Source organism: Bordetella sp., assembly GCF_051960075.1.
In the GTDB taxonomy this organism is placed as follows: Bacteria; Pseudomonadota; Gammaproteobacteria; order Burkholderiales; family Burkholderiaceae_B; genus Bordetella.
Genome location: NZ_JBQCER010000010.1, coordinates 1 through 10874 on the forward strand (window position 1 = coordinate 1; position 10874 = coordinate 10874).

Genomic DNA, 10874 nt, shown 5'->3' on the forward strand with positions numbered 1-10874 from the left:
CAGTTCGAGGTCGCGGCAGGAAGCCTGTATGGCGGCCACGATGGTGTGGGTGGAATCCATCAGGGTGCCGTCCCAGTCGAACACCACCAGCGAATAGGACATGTCAGCCTCCGCACGGACGCCCGAAGGAGGCTGAAGCCCCCTTTGAGAGTAGCGAACGCAGTGAGTGCGTGGATCGTTTCATATTTTCTCCAACTGATTCAGGAGCCGCGTACAGGCTTCGGGCAGCGGCGCGTTCAGCGCCAGGGTCTCGCCCGTGAGCGGGTGGGGCAGGGTCAGGCTGTGTGCATGCAGGAACATGCGGTTGAAACCCTGTTTGGTCAGCGCGGCCCGGGTTTCGTCGCGGCCGTATTTGTCGTCGCCCGCGATGGGAAAGCCGCTAGCGGCCAGGTGCACCCGGATCTGATGGGTGCGCCCGGAGCGCAGTTCGGCATCGATCAGGCTGTAGCCGCCGTAGCGCTTTTGCAGTGTGACGATGGTGTGGGCCGACAGGCCGCCGTCATGGTCGACTCTGACGCGGCGCTCGCCGCTGGCGGTCGTCCATTTGGTCAGCGGCAGCTTGATGTGCTGTCGGTCGTTGACCCAGTCGCCTTCGACCAGAGCGTAATAATGTTTGCCGCCTTTGCCTTCGCGCAACATGGCGTGCAGGGCCAGCAGGGCGCTGCGCCTCTTGGCCACCATGAGCAGGCCCGAGGTCTCGCGGTCGAGCCGGTGCACCAGTTCCAGAAAGCTGGCCTCGGGGCGGGCGGCGCGCAGCTGCTCGATGACGCCGAAGGATACGCCGCTGCCGCCATGCACTGCCACGCCGGCAGGCTTGTCGATCACGAGCAGGGCGTCGTCTTCGAAGATCACGGGGAATTCTGCACCCGGAACAGGCCGGGGTGCGCCGGGATCGGGCAGCCGCAGCGGCGGCACGCGCAGCACGTCGCCCGCCGCCAGGCGGTAATCGGCATCAATGCGTCCCTTGTTGATGCGCACCTGTCCGCCGCGGATGGCTTTATAGATGTGACTTTTGGGGACGCCCTTGCAGAGCCGGATCAGGAAGTTGTCGATGCGCTGGCCATCGTGCTCTGCATCGATCTCGACCAGGCGGACGGCGGGGGCGGGGCGGGTAGGCGTTGCCCCGCGGGCGCCTGCGGGCGGCCTTGAAGTAAAAACGCCCTCTTTTGGGGCGGCTGACTCGGAGGACGTGGCGTGGGGGTGTTTTTTGCGCATTGCGGAAAGCAGGGATACAATCGCCAGAACCTTAAGGGGTTGATCCCGCCCATGCCGTCATATGGACAGGGCACGGCTGGACGTAGAGATGCGCGTCTTACATTACAAGAAGCGCGTTCGAGCAAAATCCGAACGCCACGCGCGGCTCCGTCCGGCATGATGCCGCCATTGTACTGCCTGCGAGTTCAGCGCCGGGGTCCCTTGGTCGGCGGCGCCTGGCTTTTCGAGCTGGCAGCCGCATGCGACCTGAAGCACAAGAGAATCGTCGCAATCGTTTTACGCACCAGGTGCGCGCAGCGTGGCCCAGCCCGCCGCCGCATCTGACGTTCCCAGCAACCATCCCGTCATCCACAACCCACGTGAAGTTGACTGTCCTGCTGAAAGAACCTCGTGCCATCCGGCACGACGTGCCCGCCTGACCCGCGGCGGATACGCCCTGGCCGTAGAGCCCGGGTACGGTCCGCGCCTTCTCCGCTTCAGTTTGCCGCCCGAGTGATCCGAGGTCGCGCGCCGAACCCGGCGCGTTCCTGACTACGGAGAATTGCATTCATGAAGCGCATGCTGTTTAACGCGACGCACCAGGAAGAACTGCGCGTCGCCATCGTCGATGGGCAAAAACTCATCGATCTCGATATTGAAACCGCCGGTCGCGAACAGCGCAAAGGCAACATCTACAAAGGCGTCATTACCCGCATCGAACCCGGCCTCGAGGCCTGTTTCGTCAACTACGGCGAAGATCGCCACGGCTTCCTGCCTTTCAAGGAAGTCGCTCGCACCTACTTCAAGGAAGGCGTCGATGTGCGCACCGCGCGCATTCAAGACGCCCTGAAAGAAGGCCAGGAACTCATCGTCCAGGTCGAGAAGGAAGAGCGCGGCAACAAGGGCGCGGCCCTGACCACCTTCATTTCGCTGGCTGGCCGCTATCTGGTGCTCATGCCCAACAACCCGCGCGGCGGCGGCGTGTCGCGCCGCGTCGAGGGCGAGGACCGCCAGGAACTGCGCGAGACGATGGACCAGCTCGACGTGCCGCAAGGCATGAGCATCATCGCCCGCACGGCAGGCATCGGCCGCAACGTCGAAGAACTGCAGTGGGATCTGGCCTATCTGATGCAGCTCTGGACGGCCATCGACGGCGCTGCCCGCGACAATGCCGCCCCCATCCTCATCTACCTGGAATCGAGCCTGGTCATTCGGGCCATCCGCGACTACTTCTCGCCCGACATCGGCGAGATCCTGATCGATACCGACGAGATCGCCGAGCAGGCCACTGCCTTCATGAGCGTGGTGATGCCGGACAACGTGCAGCGCGTCAAACGCTACCGCGACGACATTCCCCTCTTTTCGCGCTTCCAGATCGAACACCAGATCGAGACGGCCTACTCGCGCACGGTCAACCTGCCGTCGGGCGGCGCCATCGTCATCGACCACACCGAAGCGCTGGTGGCCGTGGACGTGAACTCGGCGCGTTCTACCAAGGGCTCCGACATCGAAGAGACGGCCCTGCGCACCAACCTGGAAGCGGCCGAGGAAGTGGCCCGCCAGCTGCGTCTGCGCGACCTGGGCGGCCTGATCGTGATCGACTTCATCGACATGGAAGAGGGCAAGAACCAGCGCGCCGTCGAACAGCGCCTGCGCGATGCGCTGCATTTCGATCGCGCCCGCGTGCAGATGGGCAAGATCTCGCGCTTCGGCCTGATGGAGCTGTCGCGCCAGCGCCTGCGCCCGGCCCTGAACGAAGGTTCGCACATCACCTGCCCGCGCTGCAACGGCACCGGCGTGATCCGCGACGCCGAGTCCAGCGCCTTGCACGTGCTGCGTCTGCTGCAGGAAGAGGCCATGAAGGAAAACACCGCCGCCGTGCACGCGCAGGTGCCGGTCGAGGTGGCCACTTTCCTGCTCAACGAAAAGCGCACCGACATCTCCAAGATCGAGGCGCGCCTGAAGGTCAATCTGGTGCTCATCCCCAACAAGCACCTGGAAACGCCGCACCATCACATCGAGCGCCTGCGCCACGACGACCCGCGCCTGGAAGAAACCAAGACCAGCTTCGAGCTGGTCGAGGCGCCGTCCACCATCGAAACCTGGTCGCCGCATACCGAAACCGTCGAAGTCAAGGCCAAGCCCGAGGCGCTGGTCAAGGGCATCACTCCGGCCCAGCCGGCGCCTGTGCACGCGGCTCCTCCGGCGCCTGTCGCCGTTGCACCCGCGCCCGGCGGCGGTTTGCTCAAGCGAGTGCTCAACTGGTTTACCGGCGGCGGCGAGACGCCTGCTGCACCGGTCCAGGCCGGCAGTGAAGAAGCCCGCCGCGGCGGCGGTGCCAACCGCGGCCGCCGCAACCACGACGGCCAGGAACGCCGCGGCGAACGCCATGGCTCCGATCGTTCGCGCAACAACCGCCGCGGCGGCACGGAAGCTGCCGGCGAGCAGGAAGGCAATGCCGGCCGCCAGCAACATGCACGCGGCAACCGCCGCAATGAAGAGCGCGCGCCGCGCAGCGAACGTACCGAGCAGCGCGCCGAGCGCGATGCGGCGGTTCGTCCCGAACGCGCGCCGGAAGCCGCCCAGGGCGACGAATCGGCCGCTCCGCGCAATGGCCGCGGCCGCAACCGCCGCGGCCGTGGTCGCCGCGAGGACGGCGCCAACCCGGCTTCGAGCGAGCAGGACGTGTTGAACACGACCGAGACCGCGAACCTTGCCGTTGCGGCTGAGCACGCGGTTCATACGCATGCCGCGGTTCAACCGCTTGTCGAGGAACAAACCGATGAGCAGATCGTCGGCGCTTTCGATGCGCAGGGCGACCAGGCTGAAGGCGATCCCGAGCGCAAGCGTCGCCGTCGCCGCAGCCGTCGTGGCCGTCGCAATGGCGATGAAGGCACGGGCCTGAGCGTCGAAGGCCAGGAAGATGACCAGCGCGATCAGGACGAAGACCTGCCGGCCCAAGCTGAGCCGGTTGCCGCTGAGCCCGTTGTCGCTGCGCCAGTTTCCGCTGCGCCGGTTGCGGCACCGGTCGAACCCGTCGCCGCCGAGGCCGCTCCTGCTGCCCGGCAGGATCCCGAAAGCCTCGTGATCAAGGCTATCGTGGCTGCGCATGCCGAAGCTCAGGAAACACCTCCCGCTTTCCGGATGGCCGAGCCGCCTGCCGCGACCGAGCCTGGCGTGCCGGTCCCCGCCGTTGCGGCGGTGCCCGCGCCTGCGCCGGAACCGATCGTCGAACCTGCCGCGCCGGTTCCCGTGGCGCCGCCTCCTGCATATGCGGTTGCGCCCGTCGTTGCCGAGCCGGTGCAGGCCAGCACGCTGCATGGCATCGTCAACGCCGCGGGTCTGACCTGGGTGGAAACCGATCCGGCCCGCCATGCTCAGACGCAGCAGCGCATCGCCGCCAGTACGGTGGCCGTGCGCCTGGGGCGCGAGCCCAAGCCCGTCGCGCCGGTTTCCAGCGCGCCGCTGCAACAGGTCGAGACGCGCCGCTGAATTGCAGCCCCGCGTCGCGGGGCCTGACGGCAAAAACCCGCGGATGCCTTGCGCATTCAGCGGGTTTTTTCTCGTCTGCGGTTTCTGTCCCAAGCTGGCAGGAGGACCTAATGAGATTTCCGCCCTATTAAAGTAGGCATATCAATGTGTTGACTACTTTAGTAGTCCATAAGTTGACGGAAATGACCTACTAAAGTAGGATTTTTCATATATATCCTACTTTGTTAGGTCATGAAATCTCTACTCGATCTGTCCGAGCTACTGCGTGCGCAGCTCAAGGCGCAAGGCATATCCCAGCGCACGCTGGGCGCACGTGCGGGGCTGGCCCGTCGCACCCTGGAGAACATGCTGAGCGGGCGCATGGACTACAAGATCACCACGCTGATGTCCGTGCTGGACCGTCTGGGGTTGGAACTCGTGGTCGTGCCCAAGGAAGCTGCGCCCGGCCTGGCCGATCTGATTCCCCAGGCACCGACCCACTCCGCCGTCAAAACCCGGCTGCAGGCTGCGCGTGAAGCCCTGCAGGCCCGTCTGGACGCCGAGCCGGAATTTCCGCCGCCGCCCTCCGGGCTTGCTGCCCCCCAAGGGGGCTTTCCTGCCTTGGGGCGGCCCGGCGGCGTGAAGGGCCCCCACGCTGCGCCCTCCGGGCTTGCTGCCCCCCAAGGGGGCCTTCCTACCTTGGGGCGGCCCGGCGGCAGGAAGAAGTCATGAACATCAAAGCGCTGGCCATTTATCTGGGCGAACGCCGGGTCGGTGTGTTGTTTCAATACGCTCCGGCAGCAAGCCATGTCGTCGTCCGCTTCGTGGCCGACGACGCTTTCGCCGCGCTGCCCAGTCAACCGGTGATGTCTCTATCTATGCTGGCCGACGACCCCGAGACCCAGCGCTCGCTATGGGCCGACGTGCGCTCGCCGCTCTTTAACGGCCGGTCCAGTCCGGCCAACGGCTGGCTGCTGCCCGCCTTTTTCCAGAACCTGCTGCCCGAAGGCGTGTTCCGCGATCGAGTCGCCGAGTTGCGTGGCTGCGATCCCAAAGATCATTTCGAAATGTTGGCCGCCTGCGGTCGGGACCTGCCGGGCAACCTCAGCGCGCGTCCCGTGGACCTGACGCGCGGCGCGCTTGCGCGCTATGTCACGCAGGACGCCGATGCCCTGGAATTGACGGTGACCGCCGAGCCGCTGGAAGAAGGCATCTCTCTCTCCGGTGTGCAGCCCAAGGTCGGTGTGCAGTTCGAAGGGGGGCGCTACGTGGGCCGCACTCGGCTAAAGGATGCGCACATCATCGCCAAGCTGCCCGTGGTTGGCCAGCCCCTGCTGCCCGAGCTGGAAGCCCTGTCGCTGCGCCTGGCCGAAGCGGCCGGCGTATCGGCGGTTCAGGCGCGCCTTGAGCCACTGGAGAAGCTGTCGATCGAGCATGGCTACGATCTGGGCGAGGCCGACGCGAAAACGCAGTTTCTCGCCGTCGTCCGCTACGACCGCGATGCCGGCAGCAACCCTTCAGCGCGTGTGCATTGCGAGGATTTCGCCCAGATCCTGGACGTCATGCCCGAGCAAAAATACACCGGCGGAACCTATCTGGACGTGGCCAATACCATGATGGCGTTTCCCTCCCTGGGGGAACTTGCGGTGCACGAACTGCTGCGCCGTCTGGTGGTCAACGAGATGTTGGGCAATCCCGATATGCATCTGAAAAACATCGGCGTGATCTATCCGGACGGCCGGACGCCGCGGCTGCCGCCTGCCTACGATATCGTGGCCTACGCCGCATACAACAAACGGATCGGCCATGCGCTGCACATTTTGCCGCCGGAGCGCCGGCCGCCCAATACCGGCAGGGCCGCGGCCAAGCCAAAAATTTCCGCCGCCGCCGCCCAGGCCGGCCATGCCGCCAAACCCGGATTGAGCCCCGCGGTGGTGCGCGAATTCTGCGCGCTGCTCGAGATTCCTGAAAAGCCCGCCACGGCCGTCGTGCGGCATGCGGTCGCCGCAGCGGTAGGGCGCTGGCCCGGCATGATTGAAAGTTCCGGGTTGACCGCCGCGCAGAAAGAAAAGCTGCTCGCGCACTTTCTGGCGCACCCACTGGTCATTTCGCTGATGCGCCGACAAACCAGTCGGGGCGCCCGGTAAGGCGCGGGTCTGGACCCGCCGCGGCGATCACTTCATCGCCATCATGATCGCCGCGGTTTCCGCGTCCGGCATGCCGTCGTAGTTCGACGGCCGATAATGCATCTGGAACGCCGCGATCACGCGCCGCGTGGCGGGCGTCATTTGCCCATCTTGCGGACAGTCGTAGCCCAGGCGATGCAGCTGTTGCTGGAACCAGCCCACATCGGGCAGCGGCTCGGTGCGCAATTGCGCCAGCACAGCCGTTTCGGCAGCGGCATCGTACCAGCGCCCCAGGCCTTGCCGCGCCAGCAGATGCCACGGAAACAGCGGACCTGGATCGACCTTGCGCTGCGGCGCGATGTCGCTGTGCGCCACAATATTTTGCGGCTCGATCCCATTGCGCCGCACGATGGCGCGCAGAAGAGGAATCAACATCCGGATCTGCTCCGGCGTGTACGGCTGCCACACGCCTGTGCTGTCGCCCAGATTGACGATCTCGATGCCGACCGAACTGTCGTTGAGCGATATTTCGCCGTACCACGAGCTCTCGCCTGCATGCCAGGCCCGGCGCGTCTCGGGCACCAGCTGATAGACATGCGGTGGGCTGGAATCGGTGATCAGGTAATGAGCGCTGACGTCCTCGGTGGACAGCACGCGCAGCGATTCGGCAGCAGACAGAGCGGTGTAGTGCAGCACCACATAGCGCACGCGGCTGTCCTGGGAGACGGCATGCACCGAGCGGTCGATGGGCACCGGATCGGTGGCGCAGCCGGATAGCAGGATCGCCATGCCGGCCGCCGCCAGGGCGGACGCGACGCGGACGACTGTGCATGGAGCGGTGTATCGCATGAGGCTAGGCGTGGCGATCATGAAGAGGCATGCGCATCATCGCATCACCTGGCAAGGAACAGGAAGAGCGCGGGCTGCTTGTCCAGATCGGGAGCAGACTGCTGCTTCCAGTCGGCCACCGTGCGCGTCCGCACCCATTCGTCCGCGGTAGTGAGCGAGCGGGCGACGCACAGGCGTGTGTCGCCGCGCAGAGCGGCCAGCATGGTCTTGAACATGGCGGCGTTGCGATAGGGGGTCTCGATCAGCATCTGCGTCTGGTTGTGCTTGGCCGAAACCTGTTCCCAGGCGCGCAGCTGTCTGGCGCGCTCGGCCGGGTCCACCGGTGCGTAGCCATGAAAGGCGAAGCGCTGGCCGTCCAGGCCGCTGGCCATCAGGCCCAGCAGAATGGACGACGGTCCGACCCAGGGCCGCACGGCCAGGCCTTGCCGATGCGCCTCGGCCACGACGCGCGCGCCGGGGTCGGCCACGGCCGGGCACCCGGCTTCCGATACCAGTCCGATCTCGGCGCCCGAGCGCAGGGGCTTGAGCCATTGCACGATCTGGTCCGCGTCGGTGTCGGGCGACAGCGTGTGGCTGGTGATTTCCTGCAAAGGCCGCACCGTGCCCGCCTGTTTGAGAAAAGCGCGCGCCGTCTTGGCGTTTTCGGCAATATAGGTGTCGAGCCGGGCCGCCAGGGCGCGCACGTCCTCGGGTAGCCAGCGTGTCGTGGGCGCGTCGCCCAGGCCTACGGGGATCAGATGCAGGGCGCCGCGGTTCGCGCCGTTCATGCCTGCGCTCCGGCGTGCCGCAGCGGATCCAGGCCGAACGAGGTCAGCATGCGCGTAAGCGCGATCAGCGGCAGGCCGATGATCGCGGTGGGATCACTGCTTTGCATGCTTTCCATCAAGGCGATGCCCAGGCTCTCGGCTTTGGCGCTGCCGGCCGTGTCGTAGGGCTGCTCGGCGTGCAGATAGGCTTCGATGGCTGCCGGCGTAAGAACTCGGAAACGGCAGTACGTGACAATGTCGGTCCGTTCCGTGCGCGAGCCGTCGGTCACGGCCAGGGCGCTATGAAACTGTACCTCTCTGCCTGACAGGAGGGTAAGCTGTTCGACGGCGCGCTCGAAGCCGCCCGGCTTGCCCAGGGGCTGGCCATCCACGGTGGCCACTTGGTCCGAGCCGATGACGACGCAGTCGGGGTGTCTCGCCGCCACGGCCCGCGCCTTTTCCTCGGACAGGCGCAGCGCCAGATCGGCGGGCGCCTCGCCCGGGCGGGGGGTTTCGTCGATATCGGGCGAGACCGCGGAAAAAGGCAGGCGCAAGCGGGCGAGCATTTCGCGGCGATAGCGGGAGCTGGAAGCCAGAATCAAGGCGGGCTGGGTAGTGACTGCAGGCATGCTGTATTTTGACAATTGGTCGTAAGTCACGGTATTATCTAATGTTTTTGCGGGCCCTGTCTGGCTTGGCATTTGACCGTGTGGGGTGGGGTAATCCGATGGTAGCGAGAAATTCGGCCGATCCACGCAATGTCGATGTTTTTGCTTTGGCAAAAAATGGCGGCCTGGTAGAAGGCGAAATCGCATTGGTGCGCCTTTTGCGGCTATGCGAGGGGCTGCCCGAGCAAAGCGGTCTGGCGGCCTGGCAAGTGCAGGGTTCGATCGGTCAGGGCACCGGCAAGACCGGCGTGATTTCCGGGCAGTCTCTTTTGCATCTGCATGTGCGGGCCGATCTGCTTCTGGACTGTCAGCGCTGCGGTCAGCCCTTCGCCTTTCCGGTGGACGCGCAGGCTATGCTGCAGTTGGTCGAATCCGAAGCGGATCTGGACGACGAGCTGAGTGTCTTGCAAGACGATGATGAAGACTCGTTCTCGGACGATGAGGATGAGGACGATGAAAATGCTGCCGCGGCCCCCTCGACGGGCCACCCCGAAAAAGTAGTGGGTTCGCGACATTTCGACCTGTTGGCCCAGGTCGAGGACGAACTGATATTGAACGTCCCTTACGTGCCCAGGCATGATGTATGCCCGGGCGCGCAGGCCAGCGCCGCGGCGAAGCAGGAGCCCACCGAACGCCGCCCGTCGCCGTTCGCGGTGCTCGAGCAGCTCAAGCGCAGGTAAGTTGTAAACGTACACAGGTGTTTTTCGCGGGCCGCATCGCGTACAATGCTGCCCGTTTCTAGGAGTCATCATGGCTGTTCAGCAAAACAAGAAGTCCCCCTCCAAGCGCGGCATGCACCGCTCGCACGATTTTCTGGTCAACCCGTCCACCGCGGTTGAGCCCACCACCGGCGAAGCGCATCTGCGCCACCACATCAGCCCGAACGGTTTTTACCGTGGCCGCAAGGTTCTGAAGACCAAGGCCGACGAATAAATCGTCGCCCACATTTGCGGCTTCGTGCGTAGCGTTTATGCGTACATTCGGCCGAGCTGATTCAAGTTTTCCGTGATACGCATCGCCATCGACTGCATGGGCGGCGACGCCGGCTTGCCTGTAACCATCCCGGCAGCGGTCGAATTCGCCCGTCAGTTTCCGGATACCCAGCTGCTGCTGGTCGGCCTGGCCGACCAGATCGAGGCCGCCTTGGCCGGGCATCGTCACGTGCCTCGCGACCGCATCGAAATCGTGCCGGCCTCCGAGGTCGTCACGATGGACGATCCGGTCGAGGTTGCCCTGCGCCGAAAAAAAGATTCTTCCATGCGCCTGGCCGCCCAGGCCGTCAAGGACGGCCGGGCCGACGCCTGCGTCTCGGCCGGCAATACCGGCGCGTGGATGGCCATTTCGCGCTACGTCTTGAAGACGCTGGACGGTATCGACCGCCCTGCCATCGCCACTTCGCTGCCTAATCAGCTGGGCAGCGCCACCACGGTGCTCGACCTGGGCGCCAACGTCGACTGCACGGCCGAGCACCTGTTCCAGTTCGCCGTCATGGGCGAGGTCTTCGCCCGCGTCATCCTCGGCGTCGCCAAGCCGCGCGTGGCGCTGCTCAACGTCGGCACCTAGGAGGGCAAGGGCGACGACGTGGTGCGCGGCGCCGCCGCGATGCTGCGCGACAGCGGCCTGCCGATCGACTTCAAAGGCTTCGTCGAGGGCACGGACGTGACCGAGGGCGTCGCCGACGTCGTGGTCACGGACGGCTTTACCGGCAACGTGGCGCTGAAGATCGCCGAGGGCACCGCCACCATGTTCACCGCTGCCCTCAAGGACGCGATCATGACAGGGGGCCTGCGGGCCAAGCTCGGCTACCTCGTCGCCAAGCC

9 protein-coding genes and 2 pseudogenes are annotated in these 10874 nt (G+C 65.4%); 6 read left to right on the forward strand and 5 right to left on the reverse strand.

The window, feature by feature from the left end:
- Together ACTHJ1_RS01040 and ACTHJ1_RS01045 are read right to left on the reverse strand one after the other, a co-directional pair.
- A pseudogene (locus tag ACTHJ1_RS01040) lies at positions 1 to 102 on the reverse strand (HAD family hydrolase); the annotation flags it as partial.
- Between the two features lie 78 nt (positions 103 to 180).
- Positions 181 to 1089 carry an RluA family pseudouridine synthase gene (locus ACTHJ1_RS01045; RefSeq protein WP_440186530.1) on the reverse strand — a complete coding sequence of 303 codons (909 nt, stop codon included), beginning with the start codon at positions 1087 to 1089 and terminating at the stop codon, positions 181 to 183.
- A gap of 675 nt (positions 1090 to 1764) precedes the next feature.
- Between ACTHJ1_RS01045 and ACTHJ1_RS01050 the strand changes: the two genes are divergently transcribed.
- The 3 genes from ACTHJ1_RS01050 to ACTHJ1_RS01060 all read left to right on the forward strand — a co-directional run bounded on the left by ACTHJ1_RS01050 (position 1765) and on the right by ACTHJ1_RS01060 (position 6812).
- On the forward strand, positions 1765 to 4686 hold the full coding sequence (locus ACTHJ1_RS01050; RefSeq protein ID WP_440186518.1) for an Rne/Rng family ribonuclease: 2922 nt from the start codon (positions 1765 to 1767) through the stop codon (positions 4684 to 4686).
- 231 nt (positions 4687 to 4917) lie between these two features.
- On the forward strand, positions 4918 to 5397 hold the full coding sequence (locus ACTHJ1_RS01055; protein WP_440186520.1) for a helix-turn-helix domain-containing protein: 480 nt from the start codon (positions 4918 to 4920) through the stop codon (positions 5395 to 5397).
- Entirely contained in the window at positions 5394 to 6812 is a 1419-nt protein-coding gene (locus tag ACTHJ1_RS01060) for a type II toxin-antitoxin system HipA family toxin (RefSeq protein WP_440186522.1), read from the forward strand. Before ACTHJ1_RS01055 ends, ACTHJ1_RS01060 begins: the two co-directional genes overlap by 4 nt.
- A gap of 27 nt (positions 6813 to 6839) precedes the next feature.
- Here ACTHJ1_RS01060 and ACTHJ1_RS01065 read toward each other — a convergent pair whose 3' ends face one another.
- The 3 genes from ACTHJ1_RS01065 to ACTHJ1_RS01075 form a co-directional block, all read right to left on the reverse strand.
- Positions 6840 to 7580 (reverse strand): N-acetylmuramoyl-L-alanine amidase, encoded by a 741-nt coding sequence (locus ACTHJ1_RS01065; RefSeq protein WP_440186524.1) that lies wholly within the window; start codon positions 7578 to 7580, stop codon positions 6840 to 6842.
- A 104-nt stretch (positions 7581 to 7684) separates the two neighbouring features.
- Positions 7685 to 8407, reverse strand: a complete 723-nt coding sequence (locus tag ACTHJ1_RS01070) for an SAM-dependent methyltransferase (RefSeq protein WP_440186526.1) — start codon at positions 8405 to 8407, stop codon at positions 7685 to 7687.
- Complete coding sequence (locus ACTHJ1_RS01075) at positions 8404 to 9015, reverse strand: Maf family nucleotide pyrophosphatase (RefSeq protein WP_440186528.1); 612 nt, start codon at positions 9013 to 9015, stop codon at positions 8404 to 8406. Before ACTHJ1_RS01075 ends, ACTHJ1_RS01070 begins: the two co-directional genes overlap by 4 nt.
- A gap of 98 nt (positions 9016 to 9113) precedes the next feature.
- On the opposite strand from ACTHJ1_RS01075, the gene ACTHJ1_RS01080 reads away from it, so the two are divergent.
- The 3 genes and pseudogenes from ACTHJ1_RS01080 to plsX all read left to right on the forward strand — a co-directional run.
- Positions 9114 to 9734, forward strand: a complete 621-nt coding sequence (locus ACTHJ1_RS01080; RefSeq protein WP_440186532.1) for a YceD family protein — start codon at positions 9114 to 9116, stop codon at positions 9732 to 9734.
- A 70-nt stretch (positions 9735 to 9804) separates the two neighbouring features.
- Positions 9805 to 9987: a 50S ribosomal protein L32 gene (rpmF, locus tag ACTHJ1_RS01085; RefSeq protein WP_330915443.1), complete on the forward strand. Its 183-nt coding sequence runs from the start codon at positions 9805 to 9807 to the stop codon at positions 9985 to 9987.
- Positions 9988 to 10059: 72 nt separating this feature from the next.
- Positions 10060 to 10874 (forward strand): annotated as a pseudogene (plsX, locus tag ACTHJ1_RS01090) (phosphate acyltransferase PlsX); the annotation flags it as partial.

Excerpts from the sequence above, each read along its gene's own strand:
- ACTHJ1_RS01080 (WP_440186532.1), top strand. The coding sequence starts at position 9,114 with ATGGTAGCGAGAAATTCGGCCGATCCACGCAATGTCGATGTTTTTGCT.
- ACTHJ1_RS01075 (WP_440186528.1), bottom strand. The coding sequence starts at position 9,015 with ATGCCTGCAGTCACTACCCAGCCCGCCTTGATTCTGGCTTCCAGCTCC.
- ACTHJ1_RS01050 (WP_440186518.1), top strand. The coding sequence starts at position 1,765 with ATGAAGCGCATGCTGTTTAACGCGACGCACCAGGAAGAACTGCGCGTC.
- ACTHJ1_RS01070 (WP_440186526.1), bottom strand. The coding sequence starts at position 8,407 with ATGAACGGCGCGAACCGCGGCGCCCTGCATCTGATCCCCGTAGGCCTG.
- ACTHJ1_RS01065 (WP_440186524.1), bottom strand. The coding sequence starts at position 7,580 with ATGGCGATCCTGCTATCCGGCTGCGCCACCGATCCGGTGCCCATCGAC.
- ACTHJ1_RS01055 (WP_440186520.1), top strand. The coding sequence starts at position 4,918 with ATGAAATCTCTACTCGATCTGTCCGAGCTACTGCGTGCGCAGCTCAAG.
- ACTHJ1_RS01060 (WP_440186522.1), top strand. The coding sequence starts at position 5,394 with ATGAACATCAAAGCGCTGGCCATTTATCTGGGCGAACGCCGGGTCGGT.
- rpmF (WP_330915443.1), top strand. The coding sequence starts at position 9,805 with ATGGCTGTTCAGCAAAACAAGAAGTCCCCCTCCAAGCGCGGCATGCAC.